We start from the raw sequence: 21,156 nt of genomic DNA, 5'->3' as shown, positions 1-21,156 counted from the left end.
CGTCCTAGAAACGAGCGAGATCGGGGAAGCGCAGCTCACCCGCATGGACGTGCATCTTGCCGTATTCGGCGCAGCGGGCCAGCGTGGGAATGACTTTTTCAGGATTCAGCAGGCACGGGGGGTCGAACGCCCGCTTGACCGCCAGGAACGCGTCGAGTTCTTCGCGAGAGAATTGCACGCACATTTGATTTATTTTCTCCATACCCACACCGTGTTCTCCGGTCACGGTCCCTCCTACCTGCACGCACAGCTCGAGAATGGCGGCGCCGAACTTCTCTGCCCGTTCCACCTCGTCCGGCTTGTTCGAATCAAACAGGATCAGCGGATGCAGATTGCCATCGCCCGCGTGGAACACGTTGGCGCAGCGCAAGCCGAATTCATCTTCCATCTGTTCAATGGCGCCCAACACGCGCGCCAGATGGCGGCGCGGAATCGTGCCGTCCATGCAGTAATAATCCGGTGACACGCGACCCGCGGCCGGGAATGCGTTCTTGCGGCCGGCCCAGAATTTCAGGCGCTCGGCCTCGGACGTGGACACCTGGCAGCGCGTGGCGCCGGCGGCGCGGAACACTGCTTCCATCCGGGCGATCTCGTGCGCCACTTCCTCGGGCGTGCCGTCGGACTCGCACAGCAGGATCGCTTGCGCGTCCATGTCGTAACCGGCACGCACGAAGGGTTCGACCATGTGCGTGGCGCGGCGGTCCATCATTTCCAATCCTGCCGGGATCATGCCCGCGGCGATCACTTGCGTGACCGCGTTGCCGGCTGCCTCGACGCTGGAAAAGCTGGCCATCACGACCTGCGCGCAAGCCGGCTTGGGAATCAACTTGACCGTCACTTCGGTGACCACGCCCAGCATGCCTTCCGACCCGACGAAAACGGACAGCAGGTCCAGGCCCGGCGCGTCCGGCGCTTCGGAGCCCAGCTCGACAACGTCGCCGTCGATCGTGACCACGCGCACCCGCAGCACGTTGTGCACGGTCAGCCCGTACTTCAGGCAATGCACGCCGCCGGAATTCTCGGCGACGTTGCCGCCAATCGAACAGGCGATCTGGCTAGAGGGGTCGGGCGCGTAGTACAGCCCGTAAGGCGAAGCGGCCTCCGAGATGGCCAGGTTGCGCACGCCAGGCTGCACGATTGCCGTGGCGCTGGCCAGATCGATATGCTTGATGCGGTTGAACTTGGACAGGCCCAGCAGCACGCCCTGGCTGTGCGGCATGGCGCCGCCGGACAGGCCGGTGCCGGCGCCGCGCGCAACGATGGGGGCGTTCAAGCGCTTGCAGATGCGCATGACCGCCTGCACCTGCTCTTCGGTTTCGGGCAGTGCTACCACGGCAGGCAGCGCGCGATACAGCGACAAGCCGTCGCACTCGTAGGGACGCGTGTCTTCTTCGCGGAATAATACGCAGTGCGCGGGCAACGCGGCCGACAACGCCTCGATGAGCTGCTGCAACGAATAAGGCGCCTGCACTTGTGCCAGGCCGGTTTCGACCAGTGAATTCATGAGCGCAACAATAGCGCGACCAGTCCCTTAAAACAGGCCGGGATTTACCCGCATCCTGTCGACGATCCCTGCTACGCACACGTAACCAGCCGTAATTCCAGACGGCGATTGTCGTTGAAAAGCCGCAGGTTCAGCCCGAGAAATCCAGCAACACCAGCTTTCTGGAAATGGCGGCGCACGTCTCGACCAACGGGCGGATATAACTGGCCGTCCGGTCGGCGCTCATGCGGAACGCGGGGATGCTCAAACTGACGCAGGCGACCGGCGCTTCCTGCTTGTCGGTGATGGCGCAACCAAAGCAGAAAATGTCCTTCTCGTTTTCCTCGCGGTCCTCCGCGTAGCCCTGCCGGCGTACCTGCTCCAGCTCTGCGCGCAAGGCTTGCGGCGTGCGCAACGTCGCGTCGGTGAACACCTTGAAATCCAGCCCCTGGATCAGCGCGTCGCGCTTGGGCACAGGCAGCTGCGCCAGATACGCCTTGCCGACCGAACTGGAGTACAGGGTCACGCGGCTGCCCAGCCGCGAATTCATGCGCACGGCCTTGGGACTTTCAAGCTTGTCGATATAAGTCATTTCGGACCGGTCGGGCACGGCCAGATGCACGGTCTCTTGCGTCAATGCCCTGAGGTCGAACAAGTGGTCTTTGCATAGCTGCCGGATGTCGGAGCTTTCCAGCGCGCGGCTGGCCAGGCTGACCAGCCGCGGCCCCAGCCCGAACGACTGCCCATTGCGCTTGGGCACCAGCAACTGTTCGGCGATCAGTGCCTCGACGATGCGGTAGATCGTCGGGCGCGGATAACCCAGCCTGATGCTCAACGCGTTCACCGTCCAGGCGGTATCGTCACCCGACGCGATCGCGTCGAGCACGCGCATGAACTTGGAGAACGAGGCGGTGCCGGCGACGGGAGGCGCCGCCGATACCGCAGCCGACGAGGTCGGCGCGGCGTCAGGCCGGGCGGCGCGGGGAAGCTTCACGCGGGGGGCTTTCATGAACGGTTTCCGTGACGAAGAAAGCGCGCCGGCAGGCCGGCGCGCGGGTCAGGTTACCATGTAGCCGCCATCCACCGGCATCACTACGCCCGTCATGAAAGCCGACGCTGGCGAGCACAGGAACATGACCGCCTGCGCCACGTCATGCGGCTTTCCCCAGCGCTTGAGCGGCGTGCGTTCCAGAATGCGCGAGGCGCGTACCGGGTCCTTCTGCAAGGCTTCCGTCAACGGCGTGGCGATCCACCCCGGCGCCACCGCGTTGACCCGGATATCCGCCTCGGCATAGGCGATAGCAAGCGACTTGGTCAACTGCGCCACCCCGCCCTTGCTGGCGCTATAGGCCGGCACCAGGCCGCCCCCGAAGAAGCTCAGCATCGACGCGGTGTTCACGATGCATCCCTTGGCGCGCGCCAGTTGCGGCCGCAGTGCTTCGCAAACCCGCATGGTGCCCGTCAGGTTGATGTCCAGCACACGCTCGAACACCGGCAGCTTGAACTCCTCTTGCCGGAAAATCACGCCCGCGCAGTTGACCAGGATGTCCACGTGCCCAAGCGTGGCGGCGAAGCGCGCGACCTCGTCGTCTTGCGTGACGTCCAGCGTGGCCACCTCCACGCCGGCGGGCGGCGCCTCCAGGGAAGGCAAGCCCACCGCGATCACGCGCGCGCCCAGACGCGCCAGCGCCTCGGCGACGCCTCGGCCCAGGCCTTGGGTGCCGCCCGTGACGACGGCGGTCTTGTTGTCGAACAGTCCTGCCTGAAAGCTCATGGCGGCGTCCTCAGCGGATGAACTGGTCGACATAGTCCGAACCCAGTCCCACGCTTTCGTAGTGCTTGCGGCACATGTCCAGCTTGGTGAACACGTCTTCATAGCCCGTGTGCCGGCCTTCGCTGTCACAGTAGTACATGACGCCGTTGACCTGGAACATCGTGATCATTTCCTCCACGTCTTCCGGCACATACAGGGTATGCGTTTCACCCGGCGGTTCGAACACGTAGCTGCCTTCGCGCGCGACCCAGTCGTGTTCCAGATAACGCCAGGACCCTTTGATGACATAGCCGTGCACCGCCTGCGGATGGCGGTGACAGCTCAGCACGCCGGACCTGCGCACGCGCAGCAGGTTCATCCAATACCCTTGCGACACGTTCAGGCAAAGCGGCCGGAACCAGACTTGCTCGGCTTGCGGCACCCAGACGCGTTCGTCATCCGGAACCGCTTGCGGCACGACGATGTCGGGCAGCGCTTCCTTGGGGTTGGGGTAACGGTAGGGGGTAGGCACTGCGTTTGTCTGGCTCATGGCTCACTTGATGCTCAGGGTTTTCAGGACTTGCGCGTAATCGGCGGTCTCGGCGGCCATTTTCTTTTCGAAGGCATCGCCATCGGCGTAGACGTAACCCAGGTTCTGGGCCTTGATCGCAGAGATCAGTTGCGGGTCCTGCGCCACTTTCTCGAACACTTCCTTCAATTTGGCCACGGTGGCAGGCGGCATGCCTTTCGGGCCGGCGATGCCACGCCAGGTGCCATACGCCACATCCAACCCCTTCTCCTTGGCCGTCGGCACATCGGGGAATTCCGGCACGCGCTTGTCGCTCATCAGCACCAGCAGGCGCAACTTGCCGGCGCGCACGTACTCGGATGCCTCGGCGGGACTTGTCGCCACCGCATCCAGCTGGCCGCCCAGCAGGTTCAGCAGGGCCGGCCCGGAACCCGGAAACGGAATGTGCGTGAAGCGCGTATCCGACTTGACCTCGAAGGCGCTCAGCGCCACGTCGTAGATGGAGCCGGTACCCGAGGTGCCCACGTTCAGCGTGGCCGGCGATTTCCTGGCGGCCGCCATGAACTCCTCAAGGGTCTTGTAGGGCGAATTGGCCGGCACCACGATCGCGGCGGGGTCGGCGTTCAGTTGCACCAGCGGCGTGTAGTCCTTATAGGTGTGGTCGAACAGGCCCAGCAGCGGCAGAATCACGAACTCCGCCGTCACGACGGTCAACGTGTGGCCGTCGTTCTTGCTGTTCAGCACGTATTTCCAGCCCACCGCGCCACCGGCGCCGGCCTTGTTCAGCACCACCATCCCTTTGGGGAAGTACTGTGCCGACACCTTCGCGAACGTGCGCGCGACGGCGTCCGTGCCGCCCCCCGGCTGGAACGGCACCACCAGCGTGACCGGCTGGTTCGGATAGCTGTCCGCCTGCGCGTGCGCAGGCAGCGTCGCCGTCAGGCCAGCCACAAGCAGGCCGGCCACCATCAGACCTTGTCTCATCAACATCCTTGTCTCCTTGGTTCACGACGTGCCTTCTGTCGAGGCATCGTCTGTTTTTTTGGCTTTTCGCAGAGGCTATTCTGTAAATATCCACAATGTGGACATTTGTCTACGAAAAATAAGCGTAAAGGATTTACGGACGAGTGTCACTGGAAATCGATACGCGCTCCGACCGCGCAAGCCAAAAAAAAGCCGACGGTCGATGCCGTCGGCTTTGGGGAAATGCAAGCGCGGCAGTCGCCGCGCGGGGCTTACCAAGACACGATCTTGCCCGGATTCAGGATGTTGTTCGGATCAAACGCATGCTTCAGGCTGCGCATCAGGTCCAGCGCGTCCTCGCCGTGTTCTTCGGCCATGAACTGCATCTTGTGCAGGCCCACGCCGTGTTCGCCCGTGCAGGTGCCATCCGCGGCGATCGCGCGGCGCACCAGATTGTGGTTGATCGTTTCGGACTCTTCCCATTCCTTCGGACTATCGGCATCCAGCAGCATCAGCACGTGGAAATTGCCGTCGCCGACGTGGCCGACGATGGTGTACGGGAAGCTTGCGCGGTCCAGTTCCTCGACGGTATCGCGCACGCAATCCGCCAACCGCGAGATCGGCACGCAAACGTCGGTGGTGCTGGCGCGGCAGCCGGGCCGCAATTGCAGGCCGGCAAAGTAAGCGTTGTGGCGCGCGGTCCAGAGGCGGCTACGGTCTTCGGGGCGCTCGGCCCATTCGAAATCCATGCCGCCATGCTCGGCCGTGATGGCCTGCACGGTTTCGGCCTGCTCTTGCACGCCGGCAGGGCTGCCGTGGAACTCAAACACCAACAGCGGCGTTTCACGCAAGGTCAGCTTGCTGTACTGGTTGACCGAACGCACGCTGGCGGCATCCATGAACTCGACGCGCGCGATGGGCACGCCCATCTGGATGATCTCGATCACGCTCTGGACCGCATCGTCCAGCGTGGGGAAATTGCAGACCGCCGCGGACACCGCCTCGGGTTGCGGATAGAGGCGCACCGTCACTTCCGTGATGATGCCGAGCGTGCCTTCGCTGCCGATGAAGATACGCGTCAGGTCGTAGCCCGCCGACGATTTACGCGCGCGGCCCGCGGTGCGGATGATGCGGCCATCGGCGGTCACCACCGTCAGCGACATGACGTTTTCGCGCATGGTGCCGTAGCGCACGGCATTGGTGCCCGAGGCGCGCGTGGCGGCCATGCCGCCCAGGCTGGCGTCGGCACCCGGATCAATCGGGAAGAACAGGCCCGTGCTGCGGATCTCTTCGTTCAGCTGCTTGCGCAACACGCCCGCCTGCACCGTGGCCGTCAGGTCTTCGGCGTTGATCGCCAGCACCTTGTTCATTTGCGACAGGTCCAGGCTGATGCCGCCCTGGATCGCCAGCACGTGGCCTTCCAGCGAAGAGCCCGCGCCATAAGGTATCAGCGGAACATGATGCGTGTTGCACAGCTTGGCGATCTCGGCCACTTCTTCGGTGGTGTGCGCGAAGACGACGGCGTCGGGCAGCATGGGCGGATACGGCGACTCGTCGCGCCCGTGGTGTTCGCGCACGGCGGAGGACTCGGACAGGCGGTCGCCAAAGCGCGCGCGCAGGGCATCCAGACAGGCGGCCGGCACCGGGCGGCGCAACGTTTCAGCGTGCAGGGGAGCATTCATGATCAGCGTGTTCTCGGGGTTCGGTAACCGAATATTCTACGCCGCCGCGCGTGCTGCGCCGCACACCGCCCCAGGCAGGCGGCCGGCGGCGCGCGCGCGGGGTTTATTTGCCAGAGGTCAGCGCAACCCGCCGGCGCTCACGCACGGCATGCGCCAGGCGGTCCAGCACGGCCACCGACGCGTCCCAGTCGATGCAGCCGTCGGTGATGCTCTGGCCGTAGACCAGCGGCTTGCCCGGCACCATGTCCTGGCGTCCGCCCAGCAAGTGGCTTTCCACCATGACGCCGATCAGGCGTGCGTCGCCAGCTTCCATCTGGCGCGCCACGTCATCGATCACGCGGGGTTGATTTTCGGGGTCCTTGCTGCTGTTGGCGTGGCTGGCGTCCACCATGATGCGCTGGGCCAGGCCGGCCTTGGACACGTCGTGGCAGGCAGCGTCAACGCTGGCCGCGTCGTAGTTCGGCGTTTTGCCGCCGCGCAGGATGACGTGGCAGTCTTCGTTGCCGGCCGTCGACACAATCGCCGAATGCCCGCCCTTGGTCACGGACAGGAAGTGGTGCGGCTGCGACGCGGCCTTGATGGCATCGACCGCGATCTTCACGTTGCCGTCCGTGCCGTTCTTGAACCCCACCGGACACGACAGACCCGAAGCCAGCTCGCGATGCACCTGGCTTTCCGTCGTCCGTGCCCCGATCGCCCCCCAGGAGACCAGATCCGCGATGTATTGCGGCGTAATCATGTCCAGAAACTCGCAACCCGCCGGCAAGCCCAGGCTGTTGATGTCCAGCAGCAGTTGGCGCGCCACCCGCACGCCCTTGTTGATGTCGAAGCTGCCGTCCAGGTCCGGATCGTTGATCAGGCCCTTCCAGCCCACCGTGGTGCGCGGCTTTTCGAAGTACACGCGCATCACGATTTCCAGGTCGGCGCTCAGGCGGTCACGCACCGGCTTCAGGCGCTTCGCATATTCGATGGCGGCACGCGTGTCATGGATCGAACACGGCCCGATCACGACGATCATGCGGTCGTCCATGCCGTGAAGGATGCGGTGCATGCCCTGGCGGGCGGCGAATACGGTATCGGACGCCTCCTTCGTGCACGCGAACTCGCGCATCACGTGCGCGGGCGGGTTCAGTTCCTTGATTTCTCGGATACGAAGGTCGTCGGTATTGTGTGACACGGTACTGCTCCTGGGTTGCCCGCCAACGGGGTCCATCCCGATCGGTCTTCCCGATCCTGGCGGCACAAAAAAAGCCGCCAGTTCGCTGGCGGCTTTTTTGGGGGGGATTCTTTCCAAACTTCAGATTGAGCGCGTCCCTTCCTCCGCCAGCGGCTTCAGAAAACCATAAAAATAAAAATAAAAGGCGGGGGACGAGAATTTCATGGGGATTGACTCTAGCACAGTTTTTTCGGGCCGTCACATCGTTTTTAGCGGACGCGGCGGCCCGAACTTCAGGCCTAGGCCGTGCCGCCGACGGTCAGGCCTTCCATGCGCACGGTCGGCATGCCCACGCCCACCGGCACGCTCTGGCCGTCCTTGCCGCACGTGCCGACGCCCGAATCCAGCTGCAGGTCATTGCCGATCATCGTGACGCGGGTCATGGCGTCGGGACCATTGCCGATCAGGGTGGCGCCCTTGACCGGGTAGGTCACCTTGCCGTCCTCGATCATGTAGGCCTCGGAGGCCGAGAACACGAACTTGCCGCTGGTGATATCGACCTGGCCGCCGCCAAAGTTCACCGCGTACAGCCCGCGCTTCACGGACGACACGATTTCTTCGGCAGGCTTGTCGCCCGCCAGCATGTACGTGTTGGTCATGCGCGGCATCGGCAGGTGCGCGAAGGATTCGCGACGGCCGTTGCCGGTAGCGGCCGTCTTCATCAGGCGCGCGTTCAGCGTGTCTTGCATGTAGCCGCGCAAGATGCCGTCTTCGATCAGCACATTGCGCTGGGTGGCGTTGCCTTCGTCGTCGATGTTGAGCGAGCCGCGGCGGTCCGGCAGCGTGCCGTCGTCCACCACCGTCACGCCCTTGGACGCGACGCGCTCGCCGATGCGGCCGGAAAACACGCTGGAACCCTTGCGGTTGAAGTCGCCTTCCAATCCGTGGCCCACGGCTTCATGCAGCAGAATGCCGGGCCAGCCCGACCCCAGCACCACGGTCATTTCGCCCGCCGGCGCGGGCCGCGCTTCCAGGTTCACCATGGCTTCGTGCACGGCGCGCTCGACGTAGCTTTGCAGCATTTCGTCGGTGAAATACGCCAGGCCCAGGCGTCCACCGCCCCCGGCATGGCCCATTTCGCGGCGGCCGTTGCGCTCGGCGATCACGGTCAGCGACAGACGCACCAGCGGACGCACGTCGGCGGCCAGGCGGCCGTCGCTACCTGCGACCAGCACCACGTCGTACTCGGCGCCCAACCCCGCCATCACCTGGATGACGTGCGGGTCGCGCGCCCGCGCCATGCGTTCGATGCGTTCAAGCAACGCGACCTTTTCCGGCGCGCTCAGCGTCGCCACGGGGTCGATGTCGGCGTACAGGCTGCGGCCCATTTCGGCCTCGACGTGTGCCGCCACCTTGACCTTGCCCGCGCCACGGCGCGCGATGCCCCGGACGGCATGCGCCGACGACAGCAGCGCATCCGCCGACAAGGAGTCGGAATAAGCGAAAGCAGTCTTCTCGCCGCTGACGGCACGTACGCCCACGCCCTGGCTGATCGAGAAACTGCCGGTCTTGACGATGCCCTCTTCCAGGCTCCACCCCTCGCTGCGCGTGTACTGGAAGTACAGGTCGGCGTAATCGACCTTGTGGGTGAAGATTTCACCCAGTGCACGCGCCATGTCCGCTTCAGTCAGGCCCCAGGGGTCCAGCAGTAGCGATTTGGCGGTGGCAAGGGATGCGATAGCGGGATCAGTGATTTTCATAGGCTCTATTCAGGGGGCGCCGGCGCGGCACGGTCGCGCGCGCTTGCGTTGACGCTCAAGACCGTATCGTAACGCCGACCAGGGGCCGGCGTCCCGCCCCGCGCCAAAAGAAGGCGGGGAAGCGTGGGCTGGCGAGGCCGCGGAAAATGGCGAGACATTATCCACGTCTGAATAGATGGGGACGCAATATTGAGTATCAAGTTAAGTAATTGCGACCAAATATTGTTCAGTCACATAACAGTTTCGCAAACGCCTGCCACCCCAAAGGTTCGCACGAGCGATCGCCTTGGCGTACAAGGAAGGCAAATGTAGTGGACTCGTCATACAACCGAGAAAAAATGCCACCCGAGCGCGCGCTCGGTTCATTTCGCCCCTATGTCATTCTCAATGTTCGGGAAAGCCAAAATGCATAGCGAGGGGCCGAAACCATCGATTAGGGATGTTTTGGTCATCAGATCAGCGCATTGAAAGATCTGCTGCAAATGCCGCCCCCAAAATGGAAGCGTGCCATTAAATCCATCGATGTCGCAGACCGAGTCCGCCCCATTCGTGCGTCATATGAAACAAAAATACGCCGGAAAGGGCCTATCTTCGCCCATTCGTCCGCCTTGTGAACCAAAGTGGCGTTTGTTTCAAGTTGTCCCAAATTTGGGAATATTCTTCCCAATACTTGTTCGTGGCGGACATCCGCCCGGCTCAAGGTTCTCCGGCCCTTTTGATACAAAGTAATTAGTTCGAAAATAGAGAAGTCAAGCCGTAACTTATGTATTATGCGAAGCACAACAAATAAACATAACTTCGCCGGCGATTAAAGCAGTTCCATAATCAGGAATAAACCATGGCCCGAGAAACATACGCAGCACTCCAAGCAAAGATCGAAAAGGAAATCAACAAGCTCCAGAAGAAGGCCGAAGTCCTTCAAACGAAGCGCCGCAAGCCCGTGATCACCTCGATCATCACTTCCATGCGTGAATATGACATCACGCCGGAAGAGATCATCGCCGCCTATGGCGCTGGCAAGCCGGTGCGTGCCGCTACCGCTGGCCGACGCAAGACTGGCGCGGCCGGGCGCCCCGCCACCGCCGCCAAGCGCGCCGTAGCGCCGAAGTATCGCCACCCCCAAACCGGTGAAACCTGGAGCGGCCGCGGCAAAGCCCCGCGCTGGCTCGCCGCGGAAGAAGCTGCGGGCGCGACACGCGACAGTTTCCTTATCAAAGAATAAAACCTATCCGGCAGTAAGAAATAAATCGGCGCACCAGTTTGGTGCGCCGATTTTATTTAAGGTTCCGGCCGGAAAGGCCGGCGTACTCAGCGAAGCGGGAATTCGATTTCGCGTTCAGCCCCATTATTTCCAGGAAAATTGTCAAATATTGCACGAACCAGATAGGGCATCGTGCGCATGAAATCATCGCCTTGGCTGAGTATGAAGGCGCTGGAACGATATACCTCCGCGCCGTTGCGCTGGGTATCGCGGATCTTCAGGTTGAGCGTATTGCGCTGCACGGCCATGGGCACATCGACCCAATCCGGGCCCCAGTAGCCGTAGCCGCCCCCCCAGGGGCGCGGGCCGTAATAGCCGCCATAGCCGTAACCACCATAAAAATACGGGTCATAGGGGCGCCGCACCATGACCTGGGTCTGGGTCGTGCCGTAGGTGAACGAGACATCGAAGCGGCCCTTGGATCCTGGCTGGGCCTCGACCAAGCCCGTCGCGCCAATGCCGGCGCGAACCATATCCTGATAAGACTGGTATTCCAGATTATTGACCTGATTGGGATCGGCCACGACAAACTGATAAGTTTGGCCCTCGACGCCGGACGGCCATTGCTGGAATGACGTGACCCGGGCCGACACCGATGGCGCCGCGCATCCGGTCAATGCCAGGACTCCCGCAACGGCCAATAAACCGGCCCAACGGCCTACACTGAACATGGACAACGTGGACATTTTGCGACTCCTCTGGCGCGCGACGGCGCCATCATACTGAGCTTTGACAGGGCGCACGGCAAAAAGTTTGCCGTAGCCCGCAAGCTTCAGGCGGGCCGTCGCGGCCACCCACTACAATAGAACCCTCGTTCAATCAGGACTGCCACTCCATGCGCACCGACACGCCCATTACCGTTTATCGCAAGGATTACCAGCCCTACCCCTACGACATTCCAGAAGTCGCGCTGGCCTTCGATCTGGCGCCCGACGCCACCGAGGTGCGCTGCACCATGCGCGTGCAACGCAAACCCGGCGCCAGCGCCGACGCGGCCCTGATCCTGGATGGGGAAGACCTGGAACTCGTCTCGGTAGGCGTCAACGGGGCGGCGCTGGCCGCCGACGGCTATCACCTGTCGGATCACAGCCTGGCGATCTACGGCTTGCCCGCCGAGGCCACGGTCGAGATCGTCAGCCGCTGCAAACCGTCCGCCAATTCCACGCTGATGGGCCTGTATGTATCGGGCGGCAATTTCTTCACGCAGTGCGAAGCGGAAGGCTTTCGCCGCATCACCTGGTTCGCCGATCGGCCCGATGTCATGTCGCGCTATCGCGTGACGCTGCGCGCGACCCCCGAATATCCCGTGCTGCTGTCCAACGGCAACCTGATGGCATCGCGCCAATTGCCCGACGGCCGCAACGAGGTCGAATGGGAAGACCCGTTCCCCAAGCCTTGCTATCTGTTCGCGCTGGTGGCGGGCAACCTGACCCATCGCGAGACCCAGGTCAAAACCGCCAGCGGCCGCGACGTGCTGCTGCAGGTCTATAGCGACCCGGGTTCGGAAACCAAGACGGAATGGGCACTGGATTCGCTGGTGCGCGCCCTGCGTTGGGACGAAACCCGCTTCGGCCTGGAGCTGGACCTGGACCGCTTCATGATCGTGGCCGTCCATGACTTCAACATGGGCGCGATGGAGAACAAGGGCCTGAACATCTTCAACGCCGCGTACGTGCTGGCCGATGCCGACACGGCCACGGACGCCAATTACGAAGGTATCGAGTCCGTCATCGGCCACGAGTATTTCCACAACTGGACCGGCAATCGCGTCACTTGCCGCGACTGGTTCCAGTTAAGCCTTAAAGAGGGCCTGACGGTCTTCCGCGACCAGGAATTCAGCGCGGACATGATGGCGCACAGCATGGACGCGACGGCGGCAGCCAGCGCGCGCGCGGTCAAGCGCATCGATGACGTGGTGGCGTTGCGCGCGGCCCAGTTCCCGGAAGACGCAGGCCCCATGGCCCACCCCATCCGGCCCGAGAGCTACCAGGAGATCGGCAACTTCTACACGGCCACCGTGTACGAGAAAGGCGCCGAAGTCATCCGCATGCAGCACACCCTGCTGGGCGAAGAAGGTTTCCGCGCGGGCATGGACGAGTATTTCCGCCGTCACGACGGCCAGGCCGTGACCTGCGACGACTTTGTCGCCGCCATGGAATCGGTCTATATCGGCCAGCATCCGGGCCGCGACCTGTCCGTGTTCCGCCGCTGGTATCGCCAGGCTGGCACGCCGCGCGTCACCGTCACACTGGAACACGACGCCGCCACGCGCCGCTGCACGGTCACGCTGACGCAGGACTGCCAGCCGGTGGGCGTCGAGAAAAAGGCCGGCGCCGACTACGTCAAGGCGCCGTATCACATCCCCTTCGCCATCGGCCTGCTGGCCCGCGACGGCAGCGCCCTGCCCTTGCGCCTTGACGGCGCCGTCCATGACACGGCCCTGCTGGAACTGACGACGCAACGCCAGCATTGGGTGTTCGACGACATCGCCGAACGCCCCGTGCCCTCGCTGTTGCGTGATTTCTCGGCGCCCGTCATCGTGGACTACGACTGGGCCGACGAAGAACTGGCCCTGCTGTCCGCGCACGACGGCAATCCGTTCGCGCGCTGGGAAGCCGGCCAGGAATTGGCCACGCGCCAAATCCTGGCGCTGGCCGAGGCGCGCCAGGCGGGCCGCACGCTGCATGCCGACGCCGCCTTCATCGACGCGTGGCGCGCGTTGCTGACCGATCCGGCGATCGACGCCGCCTACCGCGCCCGCGCGCTGGCGCTACCGTCGGAAAAGACCCTGGCAGAACGCATGCACGCCGTGGACCCGCCTGCCCTGGCCGTGGCGCGCGACTTCCTGCGCGCCGAACTTGGCCGCCAGCTTGCCCCCGAATTCCGTCAGGCGTTCGAGCAGAACCAGACGCCGGGCGAGTACAGTCCGGCCCCGGTGCCCGCCGGCATGCGCGCGCTGAAGAATCTGGCGCTGAGCCATTTGCTGGCGGCAGGCGAACATGACGCCCAGCGCCTGGCAGAGCAGCAATACGAACGCGCCGGCAATATGACCGACAGCATGGCCGCGCTGTCCGCCTTGATCAATTACGGCCAGGGCGACTTCCCGCAGGAAGCGCTGGCCGCGTTCTACGACAAGTGGCGCGATAATCCGCTGGTGGTGGACAAGTGGTTCGCCCTGCAGGCCGCCGCCCGTTCGACCACGGTGCAGACCGCGCGCGAACTGATGACGCATCCGGCATTCACCCTGCGCACCCCGAACCGGGCGCGCGCCCTGATTTTCCAGTTCTGCCTGAACAACGCACGCGGCATGCATCACCCGGATGGCACCGGTTACGCTTTCTGGGCCGAGCAGGTGCTGGCGCTTGACGCGCTGAATCCGGAAATCGCCGCGCGTCTGGCCCGCGCGCTGGACAACTGGTCGCGCTTCGTGCCTGCCCTGAGAACGCCCATGCAGGCCGCCCTGGAACGCGTGCGCGCCCACGAGGGCCTGTCGCGCAATGTGCAGGAAATCGTATCCAAAGCTTTAGAATTTGCAGCATAGGGAGACCTTTTTGAAACGTAAAACACTGACTCAATACCTGGTGGAGCAACAGCGCTCCGCCCAAGCCCTTGCGCCGGAAGTGCGGCTGCTTATCGAAGTGGTCGCGCGGGCCTGCAAGGCCATCAGCCATGCCGTCAGCAAGGGCGCCTTAGGCGGCGTCCTGGGCAGCCTGGAAAGCGAAAACGTCCAAGGCGAAGTGCAGAAGAAGCTGGACGTGCTGTCCAACGAAATTCTGCTGGAAGCCAACGAATGGGGCGGCCACCTGGCGGCCATGGCCTCGGAAGAGATGGAAACCATCCACCTGATTCCGAATCGCTACCCCAAGGGCGAATACCTGCTGCTGTTCGATCCCCTGGATGGCTCGTCGAACATCGACGTCAACGTCTCCATCGGCACGATCTTCTCGGTGCTGCACGCCCCGCACAACGTGTCGGGCGCCCCCGTTTGCGAAGAAGATTTCCTGCAGCCGGGCGACAAGCAGGTCGTGGCCGGCTATGCCGTCTACGGGCCGCAGACCATGCTGGTGCTGACTATTGGCAATGGCGTCGTGGGCTTCACGCTGGACCGCGAAATGGGGTCGTGGGTGTTGACGCACGAGAACATCCGGGTGCCGGAAGACACCAAGGAATTCGCGATCAACATGTCGAACATGCGCCACTGGGCTCCCCCGGTCAAGCGCTACGTCGACGACTGCCTGGCCGGCACGACCGGTCCGCTGGGCAAGGACTTCAACATGCGCTGGATCGCCTCGATGGTGGCGGACGTGCATCGCATCCTGACCCGTGGCGGCATCTTCATGTACCCCTGGGACGCGCGCGAGCCCGGCAAGGCCGGCAAACTGCGCCTGATGTATGAAGCCAATCCCATGAGCTTCCTGGTCGAACAGGCAGGCGGCGCATCGATCAACGGCGAGCAGCGCATCATGGAAATCCAGCCCGACAAGCTGCACCAGCGTGTCAGCGTGATCCTGGGTTCGAAGAACGAAGTCGACCGCGTGGGCCGCTATCACGCGGAAGAAGCGGCGAAGTAACCGCCCGCCGGAATTGAAAAAGCCCCTTGATCGCTCAAGGGGCTTTTTTCATTGCGCGTATCGCGCGGTCGCGGTCATTTGACCTCTTCGATGGACTTCACGTCGTCCTTGTTGATCTGGACTTTCTTGCCGTCCTTGTCGTACTCATACATGCCGGACTTCTTGTCGTAAGACGGCGTGTCGGGCGTCACGGTCGAGCTTCCGTCCCGATTCTGAATGACCGAGGGCGACGAGCATCCGGCCAGCACCCCAACTCCGGTCACCACCAGGGCCAACGTCATGGTCTTCAGGTTCATGGGCGTGTTCTCCAAGTGTGAATGGTGGATTCACTGTATCGGCAATCCGACCCCGAACCCGTGTCGGGTTGTGGTCAAAATGCATGAGAACGTAATCCCCGCATCCCACATCGTAAAAAAACCCCTCGCAGGCAGGCCTGGGAGGGGTTCTTCTCGCTTACAGAACGCGCAAGCCGTTACACCGTTCACACCTTGGCGTTGGCCTCGATGAAGCGGCGCACGGCGGATTCGCTGCATTCCATGACTTCCACGCGCTGCGGCAGGGATTCCAGGTTGGCGAGGTTGCCCGGCGGCGTGGCCGGACGACCCAGCGCTTCTTCGATGGTTTCCGAAAACTTGGCCGGCAACGCGGTTTCCAGTACCAGCATGGGCACGCCCGGCTCGATGAATTCGCGCGCGACCTTCACGCCATCGGCCGTGTGCGGGTCCACCAGCACGCCGGTCTCGTCGTAGACGGAACGGATGGTCGCCAGACGGTCTTCGTGCGAGCTTGCGCCCGACACGAAGCCATAGCGCGACTCGAACTGCGGCTTCAGATCGGACAGATCGAACGAGCCATCCCTGGCCAGCGCTGCCCACAAGGCCTTGACGCGGGCGGCGTCGCGGCCCACCAGCTCGAACACGAAGCGTTCGAAGTTCGAGGCCCGCGAGATATCCATCGAGGGGCTGGACGTGGCGTAGGTCTGTTCGGCGGGGCGCGGACGGTAGATGCCCGTGCGGAAGAACTCTTCCAGCACGTTGTTCTCGTTCGTGGCCAACACCAGGCGGCGCACGGGCAAGCCCATGCCGCGCGCGATGTGACCCGACAGGATGTTGCCGAAGTTGCCCGACGGCACGGCGAAAGACACTTGCTGGCCCGGCTTGTCGGTGGCGCGCAGCCAGCCGTGGAAGTAGTACACCACCTGGGCGGCGATGCGCGCCCAGTTGATGGAGTTCACGGCACCCAGACGGTACTTCGTCTTGAATTCCAGGTCGCCGGCCAGGGCCTTGACGATATCCTGGGCTTCGTCGAACACGCCGCGCACGGCGATGTTGTGGATGTTCTCGTCTTGCAGCGAGTACATCTGCGCGCGCTGGAAGGCGCTCATGCGGCCATGCGGCGACAGCATGAAGACCGCCACGCCCTGCTTGCCCCGCAGGGCGTATTCGGCTGCCGACCCCGTGTCGCCCGAGGTGGCGCCCACGATGTTCAGCGTGGTGCCGCGCTTGGCCAACACGTATTCGAAGGCCTGGCCCAGGAACTGCATGGCCATGTCCTTGAAGGCCAGCGTCGGCCCTTCGGACAAGCCCAGCAGCGACAGGCCGGCGCCCAGCGGACGCAGCGGGACGATGTCTTCGCTATTGAAGATCTCTTGTGTGTAGGCGGCGCGCGTCAGGCGGCGCAGGTCGTCCGCGGGGATGTCGGTGGCAAACCGCGACAGCACTTCGAACGCCAGGTCCGCGTAGGACAGGCCACGCCAGGATTCAAGCGTCTGCTCGGACACTTGCGGCAGTTGCTCCGGCATGGCCAGACCGCCGTCGGGCGCCAGGCCTTCCAGCAGGATGTCGGAGAACCCCAGGGCGTCCATGCCACCACGGGTAGAGATGTATTTCATGTCAGGTGCTCCACGCGCAGTCGGGTGACCTTGGACCGGACGAACGGCAAGGACTCGATGCGCTCAATGGCCTGGTTGACGTTGCCTTCCACGGCCTCGTGCGTCAGGAAGATGATGTCGGCGCCGCCGATGTGCGAAGGCTGCTGGATCATCGATCCGATCGAAATCGAGCGGTCCGCCAGGATGCGCGCGATATCCGCCAGCACGCCGGGCTGATCGTCGACGCGCAAGCGAAGATAGTACGACGTGCTGACCAACTCGATCGGCAGGATCGGCGTATCGGACATGGCGTCCGGCTGGAACGCCAAATGCGGGACGCGGTTGCCCGGGTCGGCGGTATGCAGGCGGGTGACGTCGACCAGGTCGGCGACGACGGCCGACGCGGTGGGTTCTTCACCGGCGCCTTGCCCGTAGTACAGCGTGGGGCCGACGGCGTCGCCCTTGACCAGCACGGCGTTCATCGCGCCTTCGACGTTGGCCAGCAGGCGTTCGGACGGCACCAGCGCCGGATGCACGCGCATTTCGATGCCATCGGGACGGCGCTTGGTGATGCCCAGCAGTTTGATGCGGTAGCCCAGGCGTTCGGCGTGTTCGATGTCTTCGGCGGCCAGCTGCGAGATGCCTTCAATGTAGGCGCGGTCGAACTGCACCGGCACGCCAAAGGCCAGCGAGGCCAGCAGGGTCAGCTTGTGCGCGGCATCCACGCCCTCGACGTCGAACGTGGGGTCGGCTTCGGCGTAGCCCAGGCGCTGGGCTTCGGCCAGCACGTCCGCGAACGGCAGGCCGCGCGAACGCATTTCGGACAGGATGAAATTGGTGGTGCCGTTGATGATGCCGGCTACCCACTGGATGCGGTTGGCCGTCAGGCCTTCGCGGATCGCCTTGATGATGGGGATGCCACCGGCGACCGCGGCTTCGAACGTGACCATCACGCCACGCTCGTAGGCGGCGGCGAAAATCTCGTTGCCATGGTTGGCCAGCAGCGCCTTGTTCGCGGTGACGACGTGCTTGCCGTTGGCGATGGCTTCCATCACCAGTTCCAGCGCCAGCGTGTCGCCGCCAATCAGTTCGACGACGATATCGATTTCGGGGTCGCGTACCAGCGCGTGCACGTCGGTATCGACGAGGATCGAGTCGCCGACGCGGCTGCGCGCCTTGGCTACGTCGCGCACGGCGGCGCGGGTGACTTCAATGCGGCGGCCGGCGCGGCGCGCGATTTCCTCGGCGTTGCGCGACAGCACGGTCCACGTGCCGCCGCCAACCACGCCAAGACCAAGCAGGCCCACCTTCATGGGTTTCATCGCCCCGCCTTCTGCGGGCGGGCGTTGAGGGGAATTCATTTCAGTTCTCCAAATTGCTCACGCAAGAAACAAGTGCGGCCCCTTATCGGGATGCCGCGGATCCGGCTCCGCCGGTCCGCCAGCATGCCCCCTGGGGGGGCAGCGCGCAGCGCTACGGGGGGCCCTATTTCAGCAATCCGTCCTTGCGGAACATATCTTTGATGCCGCGCACCGCCTGGCGGGTACGCTGCTCGTTTTCGATAAGAGCGAAGCGTACGTAGTCGTCGCCATACTCGCCGAAGCCGATCCCGGGGGACACGGCCACCTTCGCATCCGACAGGACACGCTTGGCAAATTCCAAAGAGCCCATCGCCCGGTAGGGCTCGGGGATCTGCGCCCAGATATACATGGACGCCTTCGGAATCTCCACATTCCAACCTGCTTCATGCAGACCGCGCGCAAGCACATCGCGGCGGCTTTGATACTGCGCCACGATCTCGTTCACGCAATCCTGCGGACCGTCCAGGGCGGCGATGGACGCCACCTGGATCGGCGTGAACGTACCGTAGTCGTGATAGCTCTTGATACGCGCCAGCGCGTTGACGAGGTCGCGGTTGCCAACCATGTAGCCGATGCGCCAGCCCGCCATGTTGTAGCTTTTGCTCATGGTGAAGAACTCGACGGCGACATCGCGCGCGCCGGGCACTTGCATGATGGAAGGCGCCACGTAGCCGTCGAAGGTGATGTCGGCGTAGGCCAGGTCGTGCACGACAAGGATGTCGTGCTCCTTGGCCAGCGCCACCACGCGTTCGAAGAACGACAGGTCCACGCACTGGGCGGTCGGGTTGCTGGGAAATCCGAGCACCATCATTTTAGGCTTCGGGATGGACTCGCGCACGGCGCGTTCCAGTTCCTCGAAAAAATCCACGCCCGGCGTCATGCGCACCGAACGGATGTTGGCGCCGGCGATGACAGCGCCGTAGATGTGGATCGGGTAGCTGGGGTTGGGCACCAGCACCGTGTCGCCGCGGTCCAGCGTGGCCAGCATCAAGTGGGCCAGGCCTTCTTTGGAACCGATGGTGACGATGGCTTCGGAGTCGGGATCGAATTCAACCGCGTAGCGGCGCTGATACCAGTCGCAGATCGCCTTGCGCAGGCGCGGGATGCCCTTGGACACCGAGTAACCGTGCGTGGTCGGGCGCGTGGTGGCCTCAACCATCTTGTCGACGATGTGCCTGGGCGTGGGGCCGTCCGGATTGCCCATCGACATATCGATGATGTCCTCGCCCCGCCGGCGGGCCGCCATCTTGAGCTCGCCGGTAATGTTGAAAACGTACGGCGGCAAACGCTCAATGCGGGAGAACTTCCTCATGACGGGAATCCTTAGGGGCGAAGGGGCAACAACCGGGCGCGGTCGCGCGAAGGGGAAAAGCAGGCTCAAAGCCGCGCCAGCACACGATTGCAGTGCAGCAAAACCCTGTAATCTAGCGCAAGGACGCCTAGGCGGCAAATGGGGCGGAAAAACCCCCATTTCCCGAGTGGATACAGTGCAACATCTGTACATCCTGATGCGCTATTATCAAGCCACAAAGCCGGAGTTTTTATTGAAGCTGCATACCGATCCTGCGACGGCCGCTCTGAACACTGTCACCGCGTACGGTGAGGGTTATATCGAGGTCAACCAGGTACGTTTTTCCTCCTCGGTCGCCTTTGGCCCCGAAGGCGAAGTGACCGAATGGCCCGTTGAGTCGCCGGCCGACATCACCTCCCCCCTGTTGCACCAGGCGGCCGGTTTGACCGAGCCCGTCCGCGATCCCATGGCATTCCTGGACGAACCGGAAGCCACGCCCAGCCGTCCGGCCAATGCGCCCGAAGTGCTGCTGGTCGGCACGGGCGCCCGGCAACAGTTCCTGCGCCCCGAAGTGTTGCGTCCCCTGTTGGCCATGGGCATCGGCGTCGAAATCATGGACACGCACGCCGCCTCGCGCACCTACAACATCCTGATGGCGGAGGGCCGCCGCGTCGTGGTCGCCCTCATCCCTCCCAACGGAGATTCCCAGAAATGACGCCCAGTATCGGCAAGCCTGCCCCGCAATTCACCGCTGAAAGCACCATTGGTCCGATCAGCCTTGAGCAATGCCAGGGCCGCGCCGTCATCCTGTATTTCTATCCTAAGGACAACACCCCTGGCTGCACGACCGAGAGCCAGGATTTCCGCGACCTGAACGCCGAATTCCTGGCAGCCAGCGCGGTGGTCATCGGCATCTCGCGCGATTCGCTGAAATCGCACGAGAATTTCAAGGCCAAGTACGAACTTCCTTTCCCTCTCATCGCCGACACCGACGAAACCGTGTGCAATCTGTTCGGTGTCATCAAGCAGAAGAACATGTATGGCAAGCAGGTGCGCGGCATCGAGCGCAGCACCTTTTTGATTGATGCGTATGGCGTGCTGGTGCAGGAGTGGCGCGGGGTGAAGGTCCCGGGCCACGCCAAGGAAGTCCTGCAGGCCGCGAAAAGCATCGGTTAGCCGTACAGGAATACCCGTCAGGCGCTATAGCCGGCCCACCCTGGAGAGTGACGCATATGCCGCTTCCGAAGTTGCCCACCCGCCCCGCAGCCATCCTGACCTTCCCCTCGGGCGAATCCGCCCGGGCGCAGGCCCGCACCACCAAGACTGCCGCTGCGCGGTCCAACACCCAAGCCGTCCTTGCCGACGATGACGAGGACGAGCTGCTCGTCCAGCCCGAACTCGACGGCATGGCGTCGCCGGCACGCAAGGCGCAGATCCCCGCGCCCGCCCGCCAGGTGCCGCCGCCCCCTCCTGCCG

18 protein-coding genes and 1 pseudogene are annotated in these 21,156 nt (G+C 63.5%); 6 read left to right on the top strand and 13 right to left on the bottom strand.

Features of this window, described 5'->3' with window-relative positions; genetic code table 11:
• Positions 1 to 4: 4 nt before the first annotated feature.
• The 8 genes from CQ050_RS19310 to tldD all read right to left on the bottom strand — a co-directional run bounded on the left by CQ050_RS19310 (position 5) and on the right by tldD (position 9,326).
• Positions 5 to 1,504 carry an FAD-linked oxidase C-terminal domain-containing protein gene (locus CQ050_RS19310; RefSeq protein WP_105558448.1) on the bottom strand — a complete coding sequence of 500 codons (1,500 nt, stop codon included), beginning with the start codon at positions 1,502 to 1,504 and terminating at the stop codon, positions 5 to 7.
• A gap of 130 nt (positions 1,505 to 1,634) precedes the next feature.
• Positions 1,635 to 2,492 carry an IclR family transcriptional regulator gene (locus CQ050_RS19305; protein ID WP_105558447.1) on the bottom strand — a complete coding sequence of 286 codons (858 nt, stop codon included), beginning with the start codon at positions 2,490 to 2,492 and terminating at the stop codon, positions 1,635 to 1,637.
• A gap of 48 nt (positions 2,493 to 2,540) precedes the next feature.
• Positions 2,541 to 3,257, bottom strand: coding sequence for an SDR family NAD(P)-dependent oxidoreductase (locus CQ050_RS19300; protein WP_105558446.1), 717 nt, complete (start codon positions 3,255 to 3,257; stop codon positions 2,541 to 2,543).
• 10 nt (positions 3,258 to 3,267) lie between these two features.
• Positions 3,268 to 3,786 (bottom strand): 2,4'-dihydroxyacetophenone dioxygenase family protein, encoded by a 519-nt coding sequence (locus tag CQ050_RS19295; protein ID WP_105558445.1) that lies wholly within the window; start codon positions 3,784 to 3,786, stop codon positions 3,268 to 3,270.
• A 3-nt stretch (positions 3,787 to 3,789) separates the two neighbouring features.
• Positions 3,790 to 4,755 carry a tripartite tricarboxylate transporter substrate binding protein gene (locus CQ050_RS19290; protein ID WP_105558444.1) on the bottom strand — a complete coding sequence of 322 codons (966 nt, stop codon included), beginning with the start codon at positions 4,753 to 4,755 and terminating at the stop codon, positions 3,790 to 3,792.
• A 245-nt stretch (positions 4,756 to 5,000) separates the two neighbouring features.
• Positions 5,001 to 6,410, bottom strand: a complete 1,410-nt coding sequence (locus CQ050_RS19285; protein WP_105558443.1) for an FAD-binding oxidoreductase — start codon at positions 6,408 to 6,410, stop codon at positions 5,001 to 5,003.
• A 103-nt stretch (positions 6,411 to 6,513) separates the two neighbouring features.
• Positions 6,514 to 7,623, bottom strand: a complete 1,110-nt coding sequence (gene aroG / locus CQ050_RS19280) for a 3-deoxy-7-phosphoheptulonate synthase AroG (RefSeq protein WP_304529345.1) — start codon at positions 7,621 to 7,623, stop codon at positions 6,514 to 6,516.
• Between the two features lie 242 nt (positions 7,624 to 7,865).
• Positions 7,866 to 9,326 carry a metalloprotease TldD gene (tldD, locus tag CQ050_RS19275; protein ID WP_105558441.1) on the bottom strand — a complete coding sequence of 487 codons (1,461 nt, stop codon included), beginning with the start codon at positions 9,324 to 9,326 and terminating at the stop codon, positions 7,866 to 7,868.
• Between the two features lie 838 nt (positions 9,327 to 10,164).
• On the opposite strand from tldD, the gene CQ050_RS19270 reads away from it, so the two are divergent.
• Positions 10,165 to 10,548, top strand: a complete 384-nt coding sequence (locus CQ050_RS19270) for an H-NS family nucleoid-associated regulatory protein (RefSeq protein ID WP_105558440.1) — start codon at positions 10,165 to 10,167, stop codon at positions 10,546 to 10,548.
• 86 nt (positions 10,549 to 10,634) lie between these two features.
• On the opposite strand, the gene CQ050_RS19265 is transcribed toward CQ050_RS19270, so the two are convergent.
• The gene (locus CQ050_RS19265) at positions 10,635 to 11,258 is read right to left on the bottom strand and encodes a DUF4136 domain-containing protein (RefSeq protein WP_369868524.1); all 624 of its coding nucleotides are present in this window, start codon (positions 11,256 to 11,258) and stop codon (positions 10,635 to 10,637) included.
• Positions 11,259 to 11,422: 164 nt separating this feature from the next.
• On the opposite strand from CQ050_RS19265, the gene pepN reads away from it, so the two are divergent.
• Together pepN and CQ050_RS19255 are read left to right on the top strand one after the other, a co-directional pair.
• Positions 11,423 to 14,128: an aminopeptidase N gene (gene pepN, locus CQ050_RS19260; RefSeq protein ID WP_105558438.1), complete on the top strand. Its 2,706-nt coding sequence runs from the start codon at positions 11,423 to 11,425 to the stop codon at positions 14,126 to 14,128.
• 10 nt (positions 14,129 to 14,138) lie between these two features.
• Positions 14,139 to 15,158, top strand: a complete 1,020-nt coding sequence (locus CQ050_RS19255; RefSeq protein WP_105558437.1) for a class 1 fructose-bisphosphatase — start codon at positions 14,139 to 14,141, stop codon at positions 15,156 to 15,158.
• A 74-nt stretch (positions 15,159 to 15,232) separates the two neighbouring features.
• Here the strand turns inward: CQ050_RS19255 and CQ050_RS19250 are convergent, their stop codons facing one another.
• The 4 genes from CQ050_RS19250 to alaC form a co-directional block, all read right to left on the bottom strand.
• Positions 15,233 to 15,454 carry a YgdI/YgdR family lipoprotein gene (locus CQ050_RS19250; RefSeq protein ID WP_105558436.1) on the bottom strand — a complete coding sequence of 74 codons (222 nt, stop codon included), beginning with the start codon at positions 15,452 to 15,454 and terminating at the stop codon, positions 15,233 to 15,235.
• Positions 15,455 to 15,639: 185 nt separating this feature from the next.
• Positions 15,640 to 17,049, bottom strand: a complete 1,410-nt coding sequence (gene thrC / locus CQ050_RS19245; RefSeq protein WP_105558435.1) for a threonine synthase — start codon at positions 17,047 to 17,049, stop codon at positions 15,640 to 15,642.
• Positions 17,046 to 18,350, bottom strand: coding sequence for a homoserine dehydrogenase (locus CQ050_RS19240; protein ID WP_105558551.1), 1,305 nt, complete (start codon positions 18,348 to 18,350; stop codon positions 17,046 to 17,048). The genes thrC and CQ050_RS19240 overlap by 4 nt, the downstream gene beginning before the upstream one ends.
• A gap of 163 nt (positions 18,351 to 18,513) precedes the next feature.
• Complete coding sequence (gene alaC, locus CQ050_RS19235) at positions 18,514 to 19,701, bottom strand: alanine transaminase (protein ID WP_199196872.1); 1,188 nt, start codon at positions 19,699 to 19,701, stop codon at positions 18,514 to 18,516.
• A gap of 232 nt (positions 19,702 to 19,933) precedes the next feature.
• On the opposite strand from alaC, the gene CQ050_RS19230 reads away from it, so the two are divergent.
• The 3 genes and pseudogenes from CQ050_RS19230 to CQ050_RS19220 all read left to right on the top strand — a co-directional run.
• On the top strand, positions 19,934 to 20,395 hold the full coding sequence (locus CQ050_RS19230) for an Mth938-like domain-containing protein (RefSeq protein WP_105558550.1): 462 nt from the start codon (positions 19,934 to 19,936) through the stop codon (positions 20,393 to 20,395).
• A complete protein-coding gene (locus tag CQ050_RS19225; protein ID WP_105558433.1) occupies positions 20,392 to 20,856 on the top strand; it encodes a peroxiredoxin in 465 nt (154 codons plus the stop codon). The genes CQ050_RS19230 and CQ050_RS19225 overlap by 4 nt, the downstream gene beginning before the upstream one ends.
• A 56-nt stretch (positions 20,857 to 20,912) precedes the next feature.
• A pseudogene (locus CQ050_RS19220) lies at positions 20,913 to 21,156 on the top strand (PhoH family protein); the annotation flags it as partial.

It is taken from the genome of Achromobacter sp. MYb9 (assembly GCF_002975275.1).
Taxonomy (GTDB): domain Bacteria; phylum Pseudomonadota; class Gammaproteobacteria; order Burkholderiales; family Burkholderiaceae_B; genus Achromobacter.
The sequence above is the reverse complement of the archived record's forward strand: the minus strand, read 5'-3'. Positions and strand labels throughout refer to the sequence as shown.

Bases quoted from the DNA above. Each gene is read 5' to 3' on its own strand.
- CQ050_RS19310 (WP_105558448.1), bottom strand. From the start codon at position 1,504: ATGAATTCACTGGTCGAAACCGGCCTGGCACAAGTGCAGGCGCCTTAT.
- CQ050_RS19305 (WP_105558447.1), bottom strand. From the start codon at position 2,492: ATGAAAGCCCCCCGCGTGAAGCTTCCCCGCGCCGCCCGGCCTGACGCC.
- CQ050_RS19300 (WP_105558446.1), bottom strand. From the start codon at position 3,257: ATGAGCTTTCAGGCAGGACTGTTCGACAACAAGACCGCCGTCGTCACG.
- CQ050_RS19295 (WP_105558445.1), bottom strand. From the start codon at position 3,786: ATGAGCCAGACAAACGCAGTGCCTACCCCCTACCGTTACCCCAACCCC.
- CQ050_RS19290 (WP_105558444.1), bottom strand. From the start codon at position 4,755: ATGTTGATGAGACAAGGTCTGATGGTGGCCGGCCTGCTTGTGGCTGGC.
- CQ050_RS19285 (WP_105558443.1), bottom strand. From the start codon at position 6,410: ATGAATGCTCCCCTGCACGCTGAAACGTTGCGCCGCCCGGTGCCGGCC.
- aroG (WP_304529345.1), bottom strand. From the start codon at position 7,623: ATGGACCCCGTTGGCGGGCAACCCAGGAGCAGTACCGTGTCACACAAT.
- tldD (WP_105558441.1), bottom strand. From the start codon at position 9,326: ATGAAAATCACTGATCCCGCTATCGCATCCCTTGCCACCGCCAAATCG.
- CQ050_RS19270 (WP_105558440.1), top strand. From the start codon at position 10,165: ATGGCCCGAGAAACATACGCAGCACTCCAAGCAAAGATCGAAAAGGAA.
- CQ050_RS19265 (WP_369868524.1), bottom strand. From the start codon at position 11,258: ATGTTCAGTGTAGGCCGTTGGGCCGGTTTATTGGCCGTTGCGGGAGTC.
- pepN (WP_105558438.1), top strand. From the start codon at position 11,423: ATGCGCACCGACACGCCCATTACCGTTTATCGCAAGGATTACCAGCCC.
- CQ050_RS19250 (WP_105558436.1), bottom strand. From the start codon at position 15,454: ATGAACCTGAAGACCATGACGTTGGCCCTGGTGGTGACCGGAGTTGGG.
- thrC (WP_105558435.1), bottom strand. From the start codon at position 17,049: ATGAAATACATCTCTACCCGTGGTGGCATGGACGCCCTGGGGTTCTCC.
- CQ050_RS19240 (WP_105558551.1), bottom strand. From the start codon at position 18,350: ATGAAACCCATGAAGGTGGGCCTGCTTGGTCTTGGCGTGGTTGGCGGC.
- alaC (WP_199196872.1), bottom strand. From the start codon at position 19,701: ATGAGGAAGTTCTCCCGCATTGAGCGTTTGCCGCCGTACGTTTTCAAC.
- CQ050_RS19225 (WP_105558433.1), top strand. From the start codon at position 20,392: ATGACGCCCAGTATCGGCAAGCCTGCCCCGCAATTCACCGCTGAAAGC.